Here is a 20927-nt window from a genome sequence, read left to right on the forward strand (position 1 = left end):
TATCGGCCTTTTTTGTGCCTAGTGTTTATCGTGATAGGCTAAAACAAGTGTTACGGAAAATAGCTAAACAAAGGACTGTCTGAATGAGATCTGCGCTTGTATCCACTTGGTTCGGAGATAAATTTTCTGAACTTCACCCTCAGCTACAACAGTTGCATATCCAAGGTGGTGAGCTTAAAGGCTCCGTCGATCTAACTTACGGTAAAGGCCTCGCGGGAATAATCGGCCAGAGGCTTGCCAAGAAAATGGGCCTTCCAACAGCTGGCCAACACCAATTATCTGTGAACATATTCCATAAGCCTGATAGCTTGCACTGGGGACGCTGTTTCAACGACCAAGAGAGAGTTACTTCAATATTCAAACCTGTGGGCTCAATTGAAAACGGTTATTGGATCGAAGAAACCGGCCCGATAACATTGCATCTGACAGTTGATATCAAAGAGGGCGGATGGTTTTGGCGCTGCCTAAAAATTCAGATCAAAGGTATTACAGTCCCCACATGGCTACTGCCTAAAACCACTGCTTACAAAAAGATCGAGAATGGGAAATACCGATTTTTCGTCGGTTTTACTTTGCCAATACTTGGCTCACTCGTGTCCTATCAGGGGTTACTCGAACCAAATCCCCAAATCGAAAACTAAGTAACGATTACTACAATAATGGCTCTAAATACGGCCACATCGTATCTAGCAGATAAGGCTGACCTTCCGCACTAGGATGAATTCCATCATCCTGCATGCGCTCTTGATTTAAGGCGACTTGCTCCATAAAGAAAGGCACTAAAGCCACTTTTTTGTTATCAGCCACTGTCGGATAGATTTCGCTAAAACGCTGGGTGTACGCTTTACCGTAGTTTGGAGGGAGCTGCATACCAAGCAACAGAACCTTAGCTCCATTACCTTGAGCCATATCGATCAGACGCCCTAAATTTCTTTGGATCGCAACTGGCGGTGTACCACGTAAACCGTCATTCCCGCCTAATTCGATAACCACAATCTCTGGCTCAGTTTGTTTCAGCAGCAAGTTCAATCGAGCGATGCCATTTTGCGTTGTATCACCACTAACACTGGCATTAATCACTTCAAGCGCATAGCCTTGTTGATCTAAACGCTGTTGTAACAAGTGCACCCAGCCTTGCTCCAAATCCATCTGATAAGCAGCAGATAGGCTATCCCCTAAAACAATTAGGGAACGCGCTTGAACCGGAACGGTCAGAAATACGAATAATAGAAAGGCAATCGTTTTACGCACGGAAGAACCTATGGCAATTGATACAAACACAGTCGTTAGTGCTCAGCATCTCGCAAAACAGTTTCAGACTCAAGCAGGGGCCGTTGATCTATTCAGTGATATTAATCTAGAGATCAAGCGGGGAGAAAGTGTTGCTATCGTCGGCCCTTCAGGCACAGGTAAATCGACCCTACTATCGCTACTAGCCGGATTAGATCATCCCAGTTCAGGTCATGTTTTGCTGAATAATACCGATCTAAATGACCTGAATGATCAACAGCGGGCAGATTTTCGTAACCAACATATCAGTTTCGTATTTCAATCGTTTCACCTACTACCAGACCTAACAGCCCAACAAAATGTCATGCTGCCTCTGCAGATTCGCAACCATAGAGAAGCCGCAGAAGAAGCTGAGATTTGGCTAAGCAAAGTAGGGCTGAGTGAACGACTTAATCATAAGCCCGCTGAGCTATCCGGTGGCGAACAACAAAGAGTGGCTATAGCACGCAGCTTTGCCACAAATCCCACCCTATTATTTGCTGATGAGCCTACCGGAAACTTAGATGAACACACCGGTGAACAGATCATCCAGCAGCTTTTTGATCTCAACAAAGCTCAAGGCACAACGCTGATTTTGATTACCCATGACTCATTTTTAGCAAAACGCTGCAGTCGCGCATTGCGTTTACATAATGGCGAACTGCAAGAGTTATCAGCATGAACCTTACCACTCTGCTTAAAATAGCTGGTCAACATAGCTTGAGTAATATCAAGCTAAGTGAGTGGCGATCACTACTTCTGGCTCTATTGCTGGCGATTACCATTGCTAGCCTGATGGCAGTATTAGGTGAGCGAATTGAACAAACGCTCGAAAGGCAAGGTAGTGCACTTTTAGGCGCTGACTTAGTTCTGAGTAATAGTCGCCCTCTTTCTGACAAAACGCTTTCAATGGCTGAAGAGATGGCCCTTGAGCATACTTCGGTCACGCAGATCGCCAGCATGGCAAACCAAGGTGATAACTTTGTATTGGTTAGTGTGAGAGCACTGAGGGCCCCCTACCCCAGCGGACAAATTTCGTTAGATCAGCCGGCTCAAACACCATTGCCCAATTTGGGAGAAGCCTGGGCCGAGCAAGGCGTATTTGAGCGATTAAAGCTCGAACCCGGCGATATACTTACGTTAGGCTCAAAAGAGTTTGTTTTAACTCGTACGGTACTTGCTTCCCCTGACCGTGGTCGCGGTTTTATTAGCTTTAACCCACAAATTATTATCAATCACTCGGACCTACAAAGTACCGAGCTCTTGGGCCCCGGTTCACGTGTACATTATCGCCAACTGTTTAGTGGCGACGCCCAGAAAATCGCGCAACTAGAAATCTATCTCCAAGAAAATAAACAAACCGGCGAGCAGATCACTTCACTAAAAAGCGAAGAGGGCCAACAAAACAGCGCGTTAATGAAAGCCTCTTCTTATCTGCGTTTAGGTGCGCTATTTGCGTTGCTGATTGCTGCCATGACGATTTTCCTCAGTTTACGCCGTTTTACACAGAGCCAAAGCAAACGTGCAGCACTGTTCAAAAGCTTAGGGGTTAGTAATCGTCAGTTGTTATTGATGTACCTTGCCCAACTAGGATACGCATGGTTTCTATGTAGCCTAGTAGGTATTTTTCTAGCAGTTATATTAGAAGCTTCAGGCCTACAGCTGCTAAATGAGTTGCTGCCTCAACCTGTACCTACAGCCGCTTTCACAACCTATCTGACAGGGCCTGCGTTAGGCATTGCCATTATTGTCACCCTTGGGTTGCCTAACCTTCTGTTGCTACAGAAAAGCACACCTACACAGCTATTCCAAAACCAACCTTCGCCTCTGAAGTGGGGTGGCAAGCTACCCTATCTTTGCGCGTTCATTGTCTTGCTGCTATTCACCAGCAGCTACTTAAATAGCCTGTGGCTCACCCTCAGTCTTACTCTGAGCTTGCTTATCCTAGGTAGCCTGCTGGGTTGGCTCGGTGCTTTTATCGCGCAATGGAGTTCGCAGAGGTTATCTAAGCATCATCCGCTAGGGCAGATGTTGGTCAGCCGCATGCAGCAACAGCAGCGCTGGTATCGAATCCAAATACCGGTGATCTGTCTGCTATTTGCATTGTTGAGCATTAACTTAGTTGCTCTAAATGATCTTCTGAGCCGCTGGCAAGAACAGTTACCCGAAAACACGCCGGATCACTTCCTCATCAACATTCAAGATTGGGAGAAACCGGAAGTTGAAACCTTGTTAACAGCACAGCAGATCGATAATCAGCTTTGGCCGATCTATCGTGGTCGCTTAAGCAAGGTTAATGGACAACCTTTAGCAGAGGCACTGACGCCTGAACAGTTGGAGCAGCCTTCGCTAAAACGTGAGTTGAATCTAACAGCGACAGAACAGTTCCCAGATCATAATGAGCTTATATCAGGACAGTGGAACAATTCTCAAAGCGTCTCTATCGAACAAAAGCTCGCATCTGAACTGGGCTTAACACTCGGCGATACCGTCACTTTTGATATCGCGGGCCGCGAAGCCAGCGCCGAGATCACCAGTATTCGTTCTGTCAGATGGGACTCTTTCCAACCTAACTTTTACTATATCTTCAGCCCCGACATTCTGGAGCCATACTCGCCTAGCTACCTAACCAGTTTTTATCTAGGTGATAAAAGCGCAGAGATTAGCCGCTCTCTGCTACAACAGTTCCCGACTCTGACACTGATCGATGTTCGGCAGATTCTGTCGCAGCTGCAAACATTACTGAGTAAGCTATCCCTACTCTCAAGCTTACTGATGTTGCTGACGACTGCATCGGGTTTAGTTTTACTCTATGTAACGCTGACCCAAGAACTTGAACAACGTCGTCATGAAAATGCGCTTCTGCTTACCTTAGGCGCGAGCCAGAAGCAGTGTAAGCAACTCGATCGTTTAGAGATGGGTCTAATTGGTGGGATTAGCGGAGTACTGGCAGTCATCATTTCCGAGGCAAGCTTGTGGCCGATCCACCAGCAATTGTTGAATTTATCACCGGTTTTGCATCCGATACTATGGTGTCTTTTACCGATACTGAGCAGCGGCCTATTTATTCTGATTGGACACTTTAGCCATCGCCAACAGAGCTTAAGCCAAAGCTATCAAACACTGGCTTCACGCTGAGCAAACTGAGCTTCGGGCAGATCGCTGAAAATTACAGCGATTTCGCCCGCTTTTTTTGGCGGTATAGAGCGCTTGATCAGCGGTTTCTACCAAGCGTTCTAACTCGGCATTAGGAGCAGCTTCAATCATTGCCAGCCCGATACTTACCGTAACGATCCCGGCACTACTGGATTGCGCATGCGGGATCTGTAGTTCACGTACCGCATTCAACATTTTCTCTGCGATCTTCTTCCCGCCCGCCAGATCGGTATAGGGCAAGATCACGGCGAATTCCTCTCCCCCATAGCGACATGCTTTATCCAAATCTCGATCGCATTGCTGATCGATAGTTTGCGCCACCTGAATCAAGCAATCATCACCCGCTTGGTGACCGTAATGGTCGTTGTACTGTTTAAAGTGATCTATATCGATCATTAACAAAGTAAGAGGGCTGAAGGTTCGACAAGCTGCCTGCCAATGCTGGTTTAACGCCTGATCAAACAGCCGACGATTGGCAATACCGGTTAAACTATCAGTGACATTCAATGCTTCTAACATGTCACGCTGCTGCTTAAGCTGAATGTGATTATTGACCCTCGCCTGGACGATCGCAGGGCTAAAAGGCTTAGAAATGTAATCCACTGCGCCTAATTGCAGGCCTTGCGCCTCCTCTTCGATGGTGGCCTTAACGGTGACAAAAATAATGGGGATATGGCAGGTAAACTCATCTGCTTTCAAGATAGAACAGACTTCGTAGCCATTCATCTCTGGCATGACAACATCTAACAGAATGATATCAGGAGGGTTTTCACGGGCTCGTTCGATGGCTTTTTCACCGCTCTTCGCAACAATAACCTTATAATCGTCCAAGAGCGAAACGAGTACATTACAGTTCACCGCTTCATCATCTACGACCAATACATGCCCCTTAACTTTATCCACAAGAGACTCCTTATACTTCGCTACGAACACTTTCCCTTAGCTGTTCTATTTCCTTTAAAGCTTGCTCAAACTCAAACTCTTCTACAGCCAATTGCACCGCAGTGAGCTCTTTCTCAAAGCTGTTCGGGCTCACCGTTCTTAAATCAGATATATATTGAATAGATCGACTATCACCCTCTTCCAATAGATCAGCAACCCGATCTAACAGCTCACTAAAAGAGAGATCACTTTTATTAGTTATAGACGGTTGTGGTAAAGTTTCATCTTTCCATTCAGAACTCAAAAAAGCGGAGATAGCGATATTTAACTCGTCAGTTTGTGTCTGGCACCGGGTTAACAGCTCCTCAATTCCTTCTGTCTCCGAAGCCCTTAAACTACGTTCTAACTGTTGAGAAATTCCGAATAGATCAGTCCCACCCAGATTACCAACCAGCCCGGCAAACGTATGCACTTTGTCCGCGGCCTGTTGGAACTCTTGCTTTGATATAAGCTCCTGTGCCTGAGAAAAGGTATTGCCTTGCTCATCTAAAAACTGCTGTAATAGCTTTTGATACAGATCCATATTGCCATTCAGCCTTGCCAGTGCATCCCCACAATTAAGGCCATCAATCTCAGGTGCTTGTACAATCCCTGAAGGCTGATGTAAGCAAGGGGTAACCCACTGAGTTAAGGTTTCCAACAACACTTCTGGTTGTATTGGTTTCGTAATATGAGCGTCCATCCCAGCGGCCATGCTTCTTTCAAGATCACCTTGCATAGCATTTGCTGTCATCGCAACAATAGGAATATCCTGATAGGCAGGTAATTCTCTGAGCTTTTGCGCAGCTTCCAGACCATCCATAACGGGCATCTGGATGTCCATTAACACTAGATCAAATAGCACTTCCTTGGCCTGATTTAATGCATCTAAACCATTGTCAGCGATTGAAACATCCAGCCCCAAGCCAGCTAACATTTCAGTAGCCACTTGTTGATTAATCGGATTATCCTCCACCAGTAAAACCCGTGAATCGACAAGCCCTTTAATCGCATCTTCTCGGTTAGGCACTACTTTTTGATGGCGGTACTGCGAGCGTGTTTCTTTATTCAATGCCTTTTCTATCGCACTTAACAGCAACGATGGACTCACCGGTTTAAGTAAAAAACCATCCAAATCATCTGCATTCGCCTGATGCAATACACCTTCTCGATGATGTGCGGTAACCATAACTACCGCAGGCACAGGTGAATCAGGCGTCATCTCTTTTATTTTTTTGGCGCAGGCAAAACCATCTAACCCTGGCATATGCCAATCAATCAGCAACAGATCGTAACCCGGCTCATCACACTCACTAACCCGCTGTAATTCGGCTATCGCTTCTTCACCCGAACTTAGAGCATAACCATACATTCCAAAGTTACAGATAAGTGAATTCAGCACATCCCGTGATGCAGAGCTATCATCAACAATCAAAACTCTGACTCCTTGTAACTTGTCGATAATCGAATGTTCGATACTGACTTCCTCTTCTATCAACTCAAACTCACTGGTAAAGCTGAAACAGGAGCCTTGGCCCTTTTCACTTTTAAGGGTGATTTCCCCACCCATTAGCTCAATCAACTGCTGACTAATCACCAAACCCAAACCGGAACCGCCATAACGCCGAGTTGTAGACGCATCCGCTTGCCCAAAGGTTTTAAATATTCGAGCTTGTTCCTCCTCTGATAAGCCGATACCACTATCAATCACACTAAAACGCAGTACGACCTTGTTGTCGTTTCGACAAACCTCACTTACCTGGATAGAGATCTCCCCCTGATCCGTAAATTTAATCGCATTACCCACCAAATTAGTCAGGACCTGACCTAAACGTAAAGGGTCACCTTTTAAATTTCGCGGGAGTTCCCAAGGATGGAATAGCAGAATTTCTAAGCCTTTCTCTTCTGCTTTAAGGCGTAACAGATCGCACAGTTGTTCCAGAACGTCATCCAAAGAGAAATCAATTTCCTCGACACCCATTCTGCCTGCTTCAATTTTTGACAGATCTAGAATGTCATTAATAACTCTAAGTAAGTTATGACCTGCCATCTGGATTTTTTTGAGGTAATCATATTGTTGATCGGTGAGTTCGGTCTGAAGAGCCAAATGGCTAAACCCCACCACAGCATTCATAGGGGTGCGAATTTCGTGGCTCATATTGGCCAAAAATTCTGACTTAGATTGAGTCGCAGCCTCTGCTTCAGCCTTGGCTTGCTCCAATAATTCCTGAGCTTTTTTCTGTCCGCTAATATCTACAACCCAAAAAAGAACCTGCCGTTCGTCCTGAAAAAATATACGATCCCAAGTCAGCAATGCCCAAAAAACCGATTTATCCTTGCGAACCAATTCGACCTCGGTTGTACCAACACGACCATGTTTACGATACTCCCCTGCAAAGTACTCTCGATCTTCTGAATGCAACCAGCTATCTTCGGGATTATGCCCAAGCCATGCTTCAATGCTGTAACCAAACATATTCGCGCAGGTATGATTTGAATAGGTAAGCCGATTGTCTGAAGGGTTATAGACACTCACCGCAATCGGGCTAGTCTCAAGAATATTACGCAAATAACTGTGGCTTTTTTTCAACGCCTCTTGGCTCTCAGTAAGCTTTTGCGTCCTTTCCTTAACTTTTTCCTCTAGCTGACCTTTATATTCCCTTTCACTACTTAACAACTGGTTACGTTCTCGGAGGAGCGCCTTTAATTCAGTTTCCGCTCGATTCAACTCATGAAATTGTTCAGTCAAACTTTGCTGCATCCGATTAATAGCTTCAGTCACTACATCAAATTCATCGGGCGATTTAGCGTCATAACGTTTAGATAACCGCAGAGGCTTATTCTCAACTTTGAAGTCCAAATGTGTAACATACTCAGTAACCTTGCCAAGATGACGTGTCACTCGCAGCCACATTAGGAAAATAATAAAGCCTGCAACTATCGCCGTTTTAATACCATTACCGATTAAAATAACGCTCGCTCGATTTATCAGGCGTTCATAGACATTATCGATACTGGCCGTTACTACCAGCGCACCAAGATAGATAGGATCGGCTTGGTTTACTCGCAAAAATTCTAGGGGGTAAACATGCTCTCGGGAGTTATCAGAGATCTTATCGCCAAACTCCCATACGCCACCTTGTTCATCTCTGATCACTACATGCTCTATATCTGGCAGCTGCTGTAAGCCTTCTAGATGCACACCAATCTGGGCGCCATCCATCGACCATAAGCCAAGGGATAAAGGAGGGACATGCGATCTTTCTATATCAACAAATTGCTGTTCAATGCGGCTGATATCAGCGTGATAGTCGAACGCTAACTGCACGCTCGTCGTGATCAACGTAAAACAGGAGCTAAATAAAATAACCTGTATCGCAAACTGTTTACCCAGACGTCCTGATATCGCTTGTTTAAGCCGTCTCATCCAGAGCCTCACAATCGAAAGATCCTTGCATGAGTTTAGTTCAGCTTCGACATTTCGTTGCGGCAAAGGGGGCATTTCGCGCAAAATCACGAAATTCAGCCAACTATTTTTGCCTTATAAAAGCTACTTTTTATTTCGCACCAACATTAAGAAAGCTAGGTATAAACGACTTTTACGATTGGGCTTTGCTGCAAGCTTGTTTTGATCCTGCCCAGAAGCAGAACCGTCTGACTTATAGTAATGACCACTAAAGCAAAAGATGGGTGGTTTGAGCCCAAAATGCCAATCATCTTGGGTAGCTAATTGTGTAAAAATTGAAGAAGGAAAAGACGTGGGTAGTTGTGTGGGCGCGGTATCCATTGCACTCACTGAATGAGATGCAAGCGCCAGAGCCATCCCTGCGACACAGCCGAATAGTGGTTTTGCAAACAACATAACGACAACCTCAGCAGAAGCGAGAGTTTTTATCGTCGGCGGTCCGGCCATCCCTTAGGGACCCGTAACTTTGCGTCGCCCAATTGCTTGGGGTTTGCCTTTTCGAGAGATAATCCCGCGAAAAAACAGATCTTGATCACCCTAAGCTGTCGGCGGTTTGTGCAAAAGCTAAAGATCCCTTTGGCTTTTTATAATCCTAAACTTACCTGCGGTTTAAGTTTTTGTTTCAAATCCACTTTTGGATAACAGCTAAACAGGCGCTCAATATCGATACCATCTTTCGACAGCGCAGCTTTCACAACATCGCTACGATCTTGCGCTAACTGCTGCAGCTTTGGTGTCACTTCTGCCTGAAGTTGTTCCTCTGGTAGAGGCTTCTTGCGCTTAGCATTTTCAGCCAAAATCTGTTGCCATATAGCTGGCTGGTCTTCAGCAACAGCAAGGCCACAGATATTCATCCGCATCCCCTTACGTTCCTGCATCATCTGGGTCAGTTTCGACAGATAAGCTGATGATTCAGAATTAAGCGTGGCACCGGCCACATCGAAGTAGACCGGTTGCAGAGTAATGAACGAGCCTTTCTCTTGTGCATCCATCACCATCTTGCCGATCGAAATCAACGTGCCGAAAGGCTGTAGTGCTTTGGTTAGATAACCCATGGCTGCACTCTTCAAACCTTTACCCGCGAGCTTATTAATTACGGTCTGATAGCCAAACTGAGGATCATCCAAAGAGCCATCAATTGGGATCTCTAAATCAATATTGTCATCGTTATCCTGCAGGATCATCAATGCCGTTCCTAGAGGCATTGATACCTTCTGATCAAACTCGCCACTACGCTCACTGTTTCGCGCTTCAACATCGAGCTTGTTCAAACGGATATCGGTATCACCATTGAGTTTACGGCCTTTAATGGTGCCTTTTGTGGTTAAGCTAAGCTGACCACTCTGCAAGTAATAGCCAGTGTATTCTAGCGAGTAAGGACTTACTTGCGGAAGCTCAAGACCTTTAATTTTGGCATCCCAATGACCACCAAAATTACCACTAAATAGCTCAATAGCGCCCTTGGCATTAATGGTGGACAGCTTGTTTTTAGCCTTCAGATCAAACGCCGTTTTACCTTTGGAACCGGTATCTAGATTACTCAATGCCAGACGCTGAATTGTTAGATTGGTTTTAAAAGCAGGTTTAACACCACCATCGACAATTTGGATTGGATTGCTGCCACTGACACGCAGTTTGTTCAGCTTAACTCTGATTGGCTTGCTTGCTTGTTTCTCGGCTTCTTTCGCTGATGGGGCAGCCTTTTCCTCACCGCTAGATAGCTGAGCTAATAACCAATCCAGATCAGTCAGCTGACGCTTAGATGACAACAGCACCCGCGTTTTGCTATTACTCAACTGCAAAGAGTTAATACTCAGTTCGCTTTGCTGTTTAAACTTAATATCGTCGGCCGTGATTGTTCCCCACTGGGTAAACACTCCACCATTACCTTGAACTTTAAGCTTCTCGGTTTCCAGCTTATCCAGACTAATATCGTTAACGTCTCGCAGTTGTGCCTGAGTTAAGCGCAAGGTAGCCAGACTAATCAGTTCCTGCTGCCCTTTAGATAGAGCAAAGCTTTGCAGAGCAACGGTAGGAATATTAGCCTGCCAGTTTTTCATATCAGCAGTCTGCACAGCACCGCGCGCCAGTGCACCATTGATATTGATAGTCTGTCCCGCTTGCTTAAGCGCAATGCCTTCTGCTTTTAAAACCAGATCCTTAAGGGTCAGTTTTTGCAGCCCTTCCATCTCGACTACAGAGACCAAAGCAGCCCCTTTTAAATTAACCGTTTGCCCGCCTTGATCAAGCTGTAAGCCTGCCACTTTGATTTGGCCTGCAGTTTTTAGCTGTTTTAGTTCACCCGCTAAAACGCCCAAATCAACATCACCTTTCCAAGCTAGTGAGTTTTGTTTTAGCGCCATATTATCTTGGCGGAACTTCAAACCACGTAACTTAACGCTACCTTTTTGTTTTACCTGTAATAACTGATTAATCAGGTTTGTGCGTACATTTAGATCGAGATCCATATCTAGATGACCACGAAGTTCAGGCATAAATACTGCAGTGACACTGTGGATAGGGAAGTTATTTAACTTAACTTTGATCTCAGAACTCTTCTCTTCCGGAAGAGGTTTGGACTGGGACTGCAATACGATTGGCGCACCATTTAAAGAGCCATCAAGATCCAAAGCAACCGGCTGATCCTGATCCCAAAGGTAGAAGTCGGCGATACGTCCAGTTTTCAATTGCAGCTTATGCGTCTGGCCATCTAACTCAGCCTGCCAATTGATCGCTTGAAGGTTTAACTGCGCTAAACCAAAGCTCCAATTTGAAGGAGGCTCTTCTGGCTTTTCCTCAACCTCTACTTCATCGGACTTAAATTGGTTCAGATCGATTGGACCTAGCAAAAGTGCCTGCTCTTTCTGACGAACGCCTAAATTAATGCCAGCAAGGCTCAGATCAGAAATTAAGATACGTTCTTGCTGAAACTGCTCATAATCCAGATCAACCGAGAGACTATCTACCTGCAGAGGCGGCTTTTCTGCAGCTTCCGCTTTAAGACCTTTAATATTGATACGGCCTTCAAACCACTCTACTTCTAAAGCTGATAACTGAGCTTTATCCGCACCATTGTTCAGTAACCACAGCACCACCTGATCTCGCACCAATAGAGGCAAGTTATGTAGTAACAGAGCAACCAAAACGATAACAACCAGAAGAAAACGTAACATAGTCCCTTTTCGCCAGACGAGCTAATAACCTCTCTATCATAATCCAGTTTCATGAATAGAAAGCGAATCTTTACGATAGAAACTCAAAAAACAGCATAAGTTTAGTGAAAAATTAAAACCGACCGAAAAGTCCCTACAGTTTGTAATGATACCTTGACGCTATTACAGTCCCTAAGGACGATTTATTCTGGCTATTAAAAACTTTCTACTCTTGATAAAATCGCCCACGTTTTTGAAGCCTTAGCGCTTCCGACAAGACAGTTCTATGCACATAAACTTTTGCGCGATTTAAATCGATAGCAATAAACCTGGAACCAGAAGCTCTTAAGGGCTCATCAGCAGGTGAAGTCAAATGCTGTGACTTCAATGATCGATCAAAATCCGCATGCCTGACATTAGGGTGACTTCGATGGCAGATCATGACGAAAACTTCCGCGATTCTTCAGGTTTCTCCTGGATCATCATTAACTTGATCGCTATGGCGTGGATCACTATGCCTGCTAGCATCGCACTGAGCCGCGTTACTCTGTAATCGCCTCAGCCTGTTTGAGCTGTTTCGGTTGCTGTGTTAAACAGGAACTATGAAACAGCTCAAAATTGGACAAGTCGCAAAACAATCCGGCATCAGCGTAGAAACCGTTCGTTATTACGAACAGCGCGGCCTTATCCCCGAACCCGACCGTCTTCCTTCCGGTTATAGGGTCTACCCCGAAACTATCCTGCAACGTCTACACTTTATCCATCGCTGCAAAGACCTTGGCTTTTCGCTGCAAGAAATTAGCGAACTCCTGTCGCTACAGACCGACCCGACCACCAGCTCTGCACTGGTAAAACAGCAAGTCGAACACAAGATCGCGTTAGTCAAAACCAAGATCAGTGAACTACAAAAGATCGAGCACTCATTAGAACAGCTCTCCAATAGTTGCTGCGGTGAAGGGACTGTCTCGGACTGCCCAATTATCGACTTTTTGAAGCACTAATAATCGGCATCACAACTGAGACTTGCGAGTAAGGCAAAAAATCCCCAAGATTGTTCTTCAATAAGACCTATACGACACAGATGAACCCAACACCATGAACAAACCTAGTTCCGAGAACAACTTCGCCGTAGAACAAGCAGAACGCCTTTTAAGTAGCTTTGAACGCCTGACCGGCAAATCACTGATTCCATCAGACACCAGCAGTGATCAACGAGCTCAAGCGCTATATAACGCAGCTCACCCAGTTCTCTCCCACAATGCTAATGAAGATCCCTTGCTTAACTACTCCAACGCTAAAGGCATGGAGCAGTTCGAAATCCAATGGGAAGAGCTAATCAAACTACCTTCACGCTATACCGCTGAACCACAAACCCAAGAAGAGCGTAACCGCTTGCTTAAAGCCGTAACCGATCATGGCTTTATTGATGATTACCAAGGCGTACGTATCTCAGCCAAAGGTAACCGCTTTATGGTTGAAGACGCGATTGTTTGGAACGTGATCGACGAGGACGGTGTTTACTGGGGGCAAGGTGCGGTTTTGTATAAATGCAGAGCTTTGGCGGGGTAACGATCAAAGTGGCTAGCCGATAGTGGTTAGACGCTGCGCTTGCTAGAACGGCTTCGCCTTTATAAAAACTCCTACAACCCTATATTCTTTTAGTTTTATTGGAAATTAGGGTGTGACAAAATTTAACAGGACCCTATCCAAAGGAAAATTATATGGACGTAAACATTCTAAAATCAGGAAGTTCTTTCCGTTGCTGGACTAGTAGGCATATCGGAACGTTAGGAGAGGAATCTCTAAAACATAGAAAAGCGATTATATTTATATCTGTAGTTACATTGCTTATCGACCCCACCGTTACTCTCTCAATTGGTAAAACATCAATCCAAGGGACTGGTATCTCTGTTGATCCCCCCAGGTTCTACCCATCGGGCTGTTACTAGTATGTTTGCTAAGTTATAAATTAATCGCTTTCTGGGTATCAGTATTCATAGAAAGTGGTACCGATTCTAAGAAAGCGCTAGATAAAGCGATTTATAAAGTAGACCCTGCATACCTAATAAACGAACACTCCCCTAAAAATAATACTGACGACGCTATTGAAGTTGAAGCTCAAGCAACTATTGATAACTGGCATTTAAAACAAGCTATTTGGGAATTTTACATACCGAGTATTCTAGGAATCCTAGGCATCCTCAAATACTGGAGCAGTTAGCCTGAAATTCTTTCGTAGCCAAAAAAGGGAGGATAGCGGGACAATTTACATCCATAAATAAATTTTTCCGTTGTAATCTCAAATTCATTTTTTATGAACTGCTGTAACAAACTAAACGACTCATATACAGTAAACTCAATTCATGAGATTCCGAAGCTAGACGGCAAGTTAAGCTTGGCTTCCTCTGATGTAGAAAATCACTCAGCAATCTTTAGATGTGAGAACTGTGGAAAGCTTTGGGTAATAGAGAACTTAGGGCGTAAAAACGGTAGGCCACTTAAGACCTACAAGCACAAATAATCCGTTTCAAAACCAATCAGTAAAAGATATAACGCTATGCATAATACCGATGCCGATACCCTAGGCTTTGATCTAGTGGGCCCTACGCCGCCGAACACTAACACTGCACCAACAGAAAGCCCTGAACAGCGTATTGCACGTACAGCGATTGAAGTCGCGTTGTTATTTAAAGGGCAGGAAGTACATCTACGTGATATCCAATTAAATGAAGATGGCACCCTGAAAGGTGAAGTGTCTGGTTTTTCGAACGTCTGTGCGAGGGAGTTTGAAGGCGTACGCTTTGGTCAAAGCCTATCCTTCCGCTATCCACATATTCAGCACTCCACACGAAAAGATACCTAAACCAAAAAACCTGCCATAGGCAGGTTTTTTCTAGCAAGCGTAGCGTCTAACAACTAGACGCTAGCAACTTCATTAAAGCTTAATAGTTTCTACACCTTCAGGCGTACCCATCAATACAACGTCAGCACCACGGTTGGCGAACAAGCCGTTAGTTACAACACCGACGATGTTGTTTAGCTGAGTTTCTAGCTGTTTAGGGTTCATGATCTCCATATCATGAACGTCTAAGATCACATTACCGTTATCGGTCGTGAAACCTTCGCGCCACTCTGGCATGCCGTCCAGTTTTACCAGCTCACGCGCTACTTGAGAGCGAGCCATTGGGATCACTTCTACAGGTAGTGGGAATTCGCCAAGAATATCGACTTTCTTAGTGCTATCTACGATGCAAACAAACTCTTTAGCAACTGCCGCAACAATCTTTTCGCGCGTTAGGGCACCGCCACCACCTTTCACAAGGTTCAGACCAGAATCGAACTCGTCAGCACCATCAACATACACTTCCATCTCAGCAACGGAGTTCATATCGAAAACTTCGATACCGTGGCCTTTTAAGCGTTCAGCTGTAGCTTCAGAGCTTGCTACCGCACCTTCGAACAAGTGCTTAATTTCAGCTAGAGCATCGATGAAGAAGTTGGCAGTAGAACCTGTGCCCACACCCACAATACTGTCTTCGTTTAGTTTAGGTTTGATGTACTCCACAGCAGCTTCAGCAACTGCTTTTTTCATCTCGTCCTGGGTCATGTTAGGCACCTGTTTTATGCATGTCGGAAAACAACCGGGGTTTTCACTAAAATATGTAAGAATTACGCTAAATTATACGCAGCTTTAGTGACCTATTGTAGACGTAACAGGGCGTTTCCCTTTACCATTTCCCGCTTACTTTTATTCAGACGAAACATTAGGCGAAATATCATGCCAGATAGATATATCAAAAAAATCCTCGAGGCCCGCGTTTACGACGTGGCGATCGAAACTCCACTGGATGAAGCAAAAGGTCTTTCTGAGCGTCTGAATAACCGAATTATGCTAAAGCGTGAAGATGAACAGCCAGTGTTCTCCTTCAAGCTGCGCGGCGCTTATAACAAACTATCGCAGCTCTCCGAGGAAGAACGCGCTTGTGGCGTTGTTGCAGCTTCCGCGGGTAACCATGCTCAAGGCTTAGCAATGTCCGCGAAACACTTAGGTGTTAAAGCGACCATCGTCATGCCAAAAACTACGCCGGACGTAAAAGTGAATAACGTCCGTCGTCTTGGTGGCAAAGTGGTACTTCATGGCGATGCGTATGACGATGCTGCGGCTCACGCTCAAAAGCTGGTTGAAGAAAAGGGCATGACTTACGTTCACCCCTTTGATGATCCCGATGTTATCGCTGGCCAAGGCACAGTGGCAATGGAGATCCTACGTCAGGAATCCGGCCCAATCGAAGCTATCTTTGTCCCTGTTGGTGGCGGTGGTCTAGTTGCTGGTATTGCGGCGTACGTTAAATACCTTCGCCCAGAAACTAAGGTGATCGGCGTAGAATCCGAAGATTCTGCCTGCCTAAAAGCTGCGTTGGATGCGGGTAAACGTGTCACTTTGGATCAAGTAGGCATCTTTGCCGACGGTGTTGCTGTAGCAATCATCGGCGAAAACACGTTTGAAGTAGCGAAGAAATACGTTGATGATGTCATCACTGTATCGACGGATGAGATCTGCGCTGCGATTAAAGATATCTACGACGACACTCGCTCTATCTGCGAACCTGCAGGAGCGCTAGGTGTTGCCGGTATGAAGAAGTATGTTGCTCATGAAGAGATCAGTGATAAGACGCTTATCGCAATCGACTCTGGCGCCAACGTAAACTTCGATCGTTTACGCCATATCGCTGAACGTTCCGAACTCGGTGAACAACGTGAAGCGATTATCGCCGCACGTATCCCTGAGAAACCGGGTAGCTTTAAGAAATTCTGCTCAGCGTTAGGCAACCGCAATATCACTGAATTTAACTACCGCTATAGCGATGATAGCAACGCCATCGTCTTTGCAGGTATTCAGCTAAAAGCCGGTGGTGATGGCCGCGAAGAAGTGGTCAGCGAACTACGTGAAAAAGAATACGAAGTTGAAGATCTAAGCGAAAACGAGATCGCTAAAATCCACGTCCGTTATATGGTCGGTGGTCATGCGCCAGCAACGCTGGAAAACGAAGTGATCTATCGCTTTGAATTCCCAGAGCGCCCAGGCGCACTGATGAACTTCCTGAAAAAATTGGGTGGAAAATGGAACATCTCAATGTTCCACTACCGCAACCACGGTGCAGCATATGGTCGCGTATTGGTAGGTATGCAAGTGCCTGAAGCTGAACGTGATCAAGTTGGCACTTTCTTGGAAGAGATCGGCTACAACTACTGGGAAGAGACTGATAACACGGCTTATAAGCTGTTTTTGGGTTAATCCCTGCTATCAACCCTGATGGTCACTGGTTGGCTATCAGGGTTAATTTCCACCCTTACCGCAGTCAGCCTCTGATACTCAGAACCTAACTCTGCAAAATCCGCTCTTTCGAGCTCTTTATCCAACCGCTTCAAATAATACTGACCACCCTTGGAATAGATCTTATCACCAATAATCGGGTGGCCTAGATGTGCTAAATGCGCCCTAATCTGGTGTTTCCTTCCGGTCATTAACTCGCACTCAATCAAGCTTTTACCCTCTTCCTTTCGTAAAATTCGAAACAAGGTTTGGCTCTGTTTAGGCTTGGGGTACAAATCTGATTCTGCTTGGTCCACCACATACATCTGACTGCGAATCGGGCTGCCCACTTTTTCCGATAACTCACATTCGTAGCTGAGTTCATCCCATTCAGGAATGCCCTCTACCCAAGCGTGATAGATCTTTTTGCTGATTAGTTTATCTAAACGCGGCTTCCACTTTTTATCCGCCACTTTGTTTTTGGCTAACAGAATGATGCCAGCGGTTTCGGTATCAAGCCGATGCAACAGGTGCGCATCCTCATAGGCTGTCTTACGACGAACAAGAGAGATTAGCGTGTTATATAGGTTTCGAGTGGTACGGCTAACAGGCAGCAAATGAGGCTTAAATACAGCTAGAATTTCGTCGTTTTCCCAAAGCTTGCGCCAATGGGTATCAACAGACTCTTCATAATGATCCGGTAGCGAAACAGCCACCTGCTGCCCTACTGCTAAGACTTGGTTTGCAGAAGAAATTTGACCATCGACCGATATAAAACCCTCAGCAAATAGCTGAGACAATTGTGCTTTATGAAGACTGGCTAAACGCGTGGATAAAAAGCAGGAAATAGTCGGGGCTGCTGAATAAACTGTAAAATCCAGAACAAAACCATCAGCCATGATTCCCTCCTAGCCACTAACAAGCGCAACGTCTAGCAACAGGCTAGTCGCTTTAAGGCATCTCTGGCGAGTGCTCAAACCCTTCGCTAAAGAACGCTTTGATAGAGAAAAGCAGCAGTGAAGTTAGGCCCCAGATCAGACCAGTAACTACGCCAAGATCAACAATGCCGCGCCATGGCTGCTCTAGCTGATGCACTAGTAAGACCATAGAGATGATGCCCAGCGTTAGGCAGTAGGTAACGATCATACGTTTACGAACGATCGAGAAGAATCCCATGCAAAACAGGGGCGCAAAGACAAAACGGACCGGAGAGACATTCTGAGAAAGATACAGAATACGAGCCGCCACACGCGGTGACCACGCTTGCTGAAAGCCGCGATAACCTTCGGCAAAACCCATAAAGATCACGCTAAATGCTAATGCCGCCCAGTGATACCAAGAAAGATCATAGTTAAAGGTTTGTAGACCTATATCGCTAAGACGATAGATCGCGCTGCCTATTAACAGGAAAATACCGCTGATACCCCATAGCGCTGCAATATAACCAATCACTCTATCTGTCTCTTTTGTAACCAATGCATTAGAAGCGGCGATTATACCCTCGCCAGCGATAGAGCCCAAATTTAAGACAAAAAAAACCACCGCGAGCGGTGGTTAAAGCACTAATCAACAGTTTAAACGGGGGGAAACTCCCCCCCTTGAGTGAGGTTGATTCGGTAAAACTTAATAGCCTTTCAAGTGATCGATATATTCCGGTAGGAATAGTGAGATCTGCGGCACATAAGTGATAAGCATTAGGAAACCTAACAGTAGGCATAGCCATGGTAGGCAGGCCTTGATAACCCAAACCATGTTCTGCCCGGTTATCCCGGCGGTTACAAAGAGGTTGAGCCCCACCGGTGGGGTGAGCATCCCGATCTCCATGTTTACAACCATGATGATACCTAGGTGAATTGGGTCGATACCTAGCTGCGTTGCGATTGGGAACAGGATCGGTGCCATGATCAATAGGATCGCTGATGGCTCCATGAAGTTACCCGCAATCAGTAGCAAGATGTTTACTACGATCAGGAAGCCCCACGCTGGTAGACCCCAAGCTAGAATCTGCTCTGCAATCGTGTGTGGAATACGCTCTGTCGTAAGAACGTGTGCAAACAGCATTGCGTTAGCAATGATGAATAGCAGCATCATCGACACTTTAGACGCATCGATCAGTACTTTACGTACTTCAGGATCGTTAACAGATTTTGGTAGCGCCCAAAGCATCTGTAGCGCATTACGAATAGCAGCAGTGATTAGGTTCTCGCCATCTTTCTTCCATGGCACACCTTTCATCGGGCCAATATCACGGTAACCCATTACCGCAATAAAGTAGCCGTATACTGCAGCTACTGCCGCCGCTTCCGTTGGAGATGCCACACCACCGTAGATAGAACCTAGTACGATGAAGATCAGCATCAAACCGCCCATCGCGATTAGGCCAGACTTAGCCAGCGCTCGGAAACCTGGGAACGGCTGAGATGGAAGACCTTTAACACGCGCAACGATGTAGATAGCTATCATTAGGATCAGACCCATCATTAGGCCCGGTATGAAACCCGCCATAAACATACGTGATGCAGAAACTTCTGTCGCAGCAGCGTATACCAGCATTACGATAGACGGTGGGATCAAGATACCCAAAGTACCCGCATTCGCGATTACACCTGCAGCGAAAGACTGCGGGTAACCAGAGCGCACCATACCTGCGATACAGATAGTACCGATCGCGGCTACTGTTGCTGGAGATGAACCAGATACCGCAGCAAATAGCATACACGCCATTACCGACGCCATTGCCAGACCGCCTCGGATATGACCCACAGTATCAACCGCGAAGTTAATCAAACGTTTTGCTACCCCCCCGGTAGACAAGAACGCAGAGGACAGAATGAAGAACGGGATCGCTAGTAGCGTGTAATGTTCTGAAGTCGCCTCAAATAGTTTCAATGCAATCGATGCAAGCGAGTCATTTGAGAACAACAAAATAGTGGTTACAGAAGATAGGCCCAATGCGATAGCAATCGGCATACCGATGATCATGCACCCAAACAGAGTGATAAACAGTACAGCAATAGTCATTTATTTATCCTCCTGCTTTTTTTGATTCTGGCTGTCATTAGGGTCGCCTAGTGCTGTTTCTTTCAGCTCGTTAGCGATTTCCATAGACTCTTCCGCTTCATCCGCGAAGTGGAAACCATCTGCTTGTTTAGTGATAACTTTCCAGCCCAGTTCTAAGAATCGAATAATCAATAGAACAAAACCGATCACCAAAATACTCATTGGAATCCATTTCGGTACTGGAAGATCTTCCAGCTCGATACCGATCATCTTCATCTTGCTGATGTAGATCCAAGAGCCATACAAGAACAGTCCGCAGTAAACCAAGCACAGGCCAACAGCAACCAAAGTGACTAACCGATGCGTGTGTTCAGGCATCAGTTTTACAAAAACATCCACGCCGATATGGGCACCTACTTTGACACCATAAGAAGCACCAAAAAGTACAAACCATGCAGCGAGTAAAAGGGTCACTTCCTGTGCCCAATGGATACCGGCATTAAAACCAAAGCGGGCAACCACCTCAGCAAATACCAGTAATGTCATTGAAACTAGAAGCAGGGATAAAAAGCCCTCTTCCAATTTTGTTACTAGATTACGAACCATATACAGCTCCCCTAGCGACTCACGTCGTTAATAGTTTTTTTCA

Annotated in this window: 18 protein-coding genes and 1 riboswitch; of the genes, 8 read left to right on the plus strand and 10 right to left on the minus strand. The window is 45.5% G+C overall.

Going from position 1 to position 20927, the window contains the following annotated elements; translation table 11 throughout:
* Window positions 1-83 precede the first annotated feature (83 nt).
* Entirely contained in the window at window positions 84-641 is a 558-nt protein-coding gene (locus ACMXYN_RS16920) for a DUF4166 domain-containing protein (RefSeq protein WP_415889589.1), read from the plus strand.
* Window positions 642-651: 10 nt separating this feature from the next.
* Here ACMXYN_RS16920 and ACMXYN_RS16925 read toward each other — a convergent pair whose 3' ends face one another.
* Window positions 652-1251 (minus strand): arylesterase, encoded by a 600-nt coding sequence (locus ACMXYN_RS16925; RefSeq protein WP_415892796.1) that lies wholly within the window; start codon window positions 1249-1251, stop codon window positions 652-654.
* Window positions 1252-1261: 10 nt separating this feature from the next.
* Here ACMXYN_RS16925 and ACMXYN_RS16930 point away from each other — a divergent pair, with 10 nt between their 5' ends.
* Both ACMXYN_RS16930 and ACMXYN_RS16935 read left to right on the plus strand, forming a co-directional pair.
* Window positions 1262-1951, plus strand: coding sequence for an ABC transporter ATP-binding protein (locus ACMXYN_RS16930; RefSeq protein ID WP_415889591.1), 690 nt, complete (start codon window positions 1262-1264; stop codon window positions 1949-1951).
* Window positions 1948-4407: an ABC transporter permease gene (locus tag ACMXYN_RS16935; protein ID WP_415892797.1), complete on the plus strand. Its 2460-nt coding sequence runs from the start codon at window positions 1948-1950 to the stop codon at window positions 4405-4407. The genes ACMXYN_RS16930 and ACMXYN_RS16935 overlap by 4 nt, the downstream gene beginning before the upstream one ends.
* Here ACMXYN_RS16935 and ACMXYN_RS16940 read toward each other — a convergent pair.
* The 4 genes from ACMXYN_RS16940 to ACMXYN_RS16955 form a co-directional block, all read right to left on the minus strand.
* A complete protein-coding gene (locus ACMXYN_RS16940; protein ID WP_415892798.1) occupies window positions 4399-5328 on the minus strand; it encodes a diguanylate cyclase domain-containing protein in 930 nt (309 codons plus the stop codon). The genes ACMXYN_RS16935 and ACMXYN_RS16940 overlap by 9 nt on opposite strands.
* A gap of 10 nt (window positions 5329-5338) precedes the next feature.
* Complete coding sequence (locus ACMXYN_RS16945; protein ID WP_415892799.1) at window positions 5339-8773, minus strand: response regulator; 3435 nt, start codon at window positions 8771-8773, stop codon at window positions 5339-5341.
* A gap of 123 nt (window positions 8774-8896) precedes the next feature.
* Window positions 8897-9208, minus strand: a complete 312-nt coding sequence (locus tag ACMXYN_RS16950; protein WP_415892800.1) for a hypothetical protein — start codon at window positions 9206-9208, stop codon at window positions 8897-8899.
* A gap of 34 nt (window positions 9209-9242) precedes the next feature.
* A riboswitch (cyclic di-GMP riboswitch) is annotated at window positions 9243-9317 on the minus strand.
* Window positions 9318-9396: 79 nt separating this feature from the next.
* Window positions 9397-11985: a DUF748 domain-containing protein gene (locus ACMXYN_RS16955; RefSeq protein ID WP_415892801.1), complete on the minus strand. Its 2589-nt coding sequence runs from the start codon at window positions 11983-11985 to the stop codon at window positions 9397-9399.
* Between the two features lie 409 nt (window positions 11986-12394).
* On the opposite strand from ACMXYN_RS16955, the gene ACMXYN_RS16960 reads away from it, so the two are divergent.
* The 4 genes from ACMXYN_RS16960 to ACMXYN_RS16975 all read left to right on the plus strand — a co-directional run bounded on the left by ACMXYN_RS16960 (window position 12395) and on the right by ACMXYN_RS16975 (window position 14827).
* Window positions 12395-12517 carry a hypothetical protein gene (locus tag ACMXYN_RS16960; RefSeq protein WP_415882807.1) on the plus strand — a complete coding sequence of 41 codons (123 nt, stop codon included), beginning with the start codon at window positions 12395-12397 and terminating at the stop codon, window positions 12515-12517.
* A gap of 49 nt (window positions 12518-12566) precedes the next feature.
* A complete protein-coding gene (locus ACMXYN_RS16965) occupies window positions 12567-12965 on the plus strand; it encodes a heavy metal-responsive transcriptional regulator (RefSeq protein ID WP_415882808.1) in 399 nt (132 codons plus the stop codon).
* A gap of 94 nt (window positions 12966-13059) precedes the next feature.
* Entirely contained in the window at window positions 13060-13533 is a 474-nt protein-coding gene (locus tag ACMXYN_RS16970; RefSeq protein WP_415892802.1) for an MEKHLA domain-containing protein, read from the plus strand.
* A 988-nt stretch (window positions 13534-14521) separates the two neighbouring features.
* Window positions 14522-14827, plus strand: coding sequence for a hypothetical protein (locus tag ACMXYN_RS16975; protein ID WP_415892803.1), 306 nt, complete (start codon window positions 14522-14524; stop codon window positions 14825-14827).
* 72 nt (window positions 14828-14899) lie between these two features.
* Here ACMXYN_RS16975 and rpiA read toward each other — a convergent pair whose 3' ends face one another.
* Complete coding sequence (gene rpiA, locus ACMXYN_RS16980) at window positions 14900-15571, minus strand: ribose-5-phosphate isomerase RpiA (protein ID WP_415892804.1); 672 nt, start codon at window positions 15569-15571, stop codon at window positions 14900-14902.
* Window positions 15572-15742: 171 nt separating this feature from the next.
* Here rpiA and ilvA point away from each other — a divergent pair, with 171 nt between their 5' ends.
* Window positions 15743-17260: a threonine ammonia-lyase, biosynthetic gene (gene ilvA / locus ACMXYN_RS16985; RefSeq protein WP_415892805.1), complete on the plus strand. Its 1518-nt coding sequence runs from the start codon at window positions 15743-15745 to the stop codon at window positions 17258-17260.
* Here the strand turns inward: ilvA and ACMXYN_RS16990 are convergent.
* The 4 genes from ACMXYN_RS16990 to ACMXYN_RS17005 all read right to left on the minus strand — a co-directional run bounded on the left by ACMXYN_RS16990 (window position 17257) and on the right by ACMXYN_RS17005 (window position 20884).
* The gene (locus ACMXYN_RS16990) at window positions 17257-18177 is read right to left on the minus strand and encodes an RluA family pseudouridine synthase (RefSeq protein ID WP_415892806.1); all 921 of its coding nucleotides are present in this window, start codon (window positions 18175-18177) and stop codon (window positions 17257-17259) included. The two genes, ilvA and ACMXYN_RS16990, sit on opposite strands and share 4 nt — an antisense overlap.
* Window positions 18178-18229: 52 nt before the next feature.
* Window positions 18230-18730 (minus strand): hypothetical protein, encoded by a 501-nt coding sequence (locus tag ACMXYN_RS16995; RefSeq protein ID WP_415889606.1) that lies wholly within the window; start codon window positions 18728-18730, stop codon window positions 18230-18232.
* Window positions 18731-18901: 171 nt separating this feature from the next.
* Window positions 18902-20299: a TRAP transporter large permease gene (locus ACMXYN_RS17000; RefSeq protein WP_415882816.1), complete on the minus strand. Its 1398-nt coding sequence runs from the start codon at window positions 20297-20299 to the stop codon at window positions 18902-18904.
* The gene (locus ACMXYN_RS17005; RefSeq protein ID WP_415889608.1) at window positions 20300-20884 is read right to left on the minus strand and encodes a TRAP transporter small permease; all 585 of its coding nucleotides are present in this window, start codon (window positions 20882-20884) and stop codon (window positions 20300-20302) included. It abuts the gene before it with no gap.
* Window positions 20885-20927 lie beyond the last annotated feature (43 nt).

Origin of the sequence: Neptuniibacter sp. PT8_73 (assembly GCF_047778045.1) — a bacterium.
Lineage (GTDB): Bacteria > Pseudomonadota > Gammaproteobacteria > Pseudomonadales > Balneatricaceae > Neptuniibacter.

Excerpts from the sequence above, each read along its gene's own strand:
- ACMXYN_RS16920 (WP_415889589.1), top strand. The coding sequence starts at position 84 with ATGAGATCTGCGCTTGTATCCACTTGGTTCGGAGATAAATTTTCTGAA.
- ACMXYN_RS16930 (WP_415889591.1), top strand. The coding sequence starts at position 1,262 with ATGGCAATTGATACAAACACAGTCGTTAGTGCTCAGCATCTCGCAAAA.
- ACMXYN_RS16935 (WP_415892797.1), top strand. The coding sequence starts at position 1,948 with ATGAACCTTACCACTCTGCTTAAAATAGCTGGTCAACATAGCTTGAGT.
- ACMXYN_RS16945 (WP_415892799.1), bottom strand. The coding sequence starts at position 8,773 with ATGAGACGGCTTAAACAAGCGATATCAGGACGTCTGGGTAAACAGTTT.
- ACMXYN_RS16950 (WP_415892800.1), bottom strand. The coding sequence starts at position 9,208 with ATGTTGTTTGCAAAACCACTATTCGGCTGTGTCGCAGGGATGGCTCTG.
- ACMXYN_RS16955 (WP_415892801.1), bottom strand. The coding sequence starts at position 11,985 with ATGTTACGTTTTCTTCTGGTTGTTATCGTTTTGGTTGCTCTGTTACTA.
- ACMXYN_RS16960 (WP_415882807.1), top strand. The coding sequence starts at position 12,395 with ATGGCAGATCATGACGAAAACTTCCGCGATTCTTCAGGTTTCTCCTGG.
- ACMXYN_RS16965 (WP_415882808.1), top strand. The coding sequence starts at position 12,567 with ATGAAACAGCTCAAAATTGGACAAGTCGCAAAACAATCCGGCATCAGC.
- ACMXYN_RS16970 (WP_415892802.1), top strand. The coding sequence starts at position 13,060 with ATGAACAAACCTAGTTCCGAGAACAACTTCGCCGTAGAACAAGCAGAA.
- ACMXYN_RS16975 (WP_415892803.1), top strand. The coding sequence starts at position 14,522 with ATGCATAATACCGATGCCGATACCCTAGGCTTTGATCTAGTGGGCCCT.
- rpiA (WP_415892804.1), bottom strand. The coding sequence starts at position 15,571 with ATGACCCAGGACGAGATGAAAAAAGCAGTTGCTGAAGCTGCTGTGGAG.
- ilvA (WP_415892805.1), top strand. The coding sequence starts at position 15,743 with ATGCCAGATAGATATATCAAAAAAATCCTCGAGGCCCGCGTTTACGAC.
- ACMXYN_RS16990 (WP_415892806.1), bottom strand. The coding sequence starts at position 18,177 with ATGGCTGATGGTTTTGTTCTGGATTTTACAGTTTATTCAGCAGCCCCG.
- ACMXYN_RS17000 (WP_415882816.1), bottom strand. The coding sequence starts at position 20,299 with ATGACTATTGCTGTACTGTTTATCACTCTGTTTGGGTGCATGATCATC.
- ACMXYN_RS17005 (WP_415889608.1), bottom strand. The coding sequence starts at position 20,884 with ATGGTTCGTAATCTAGTAACAAAATTGGAAGAGGGCTTTTTATCCCTG.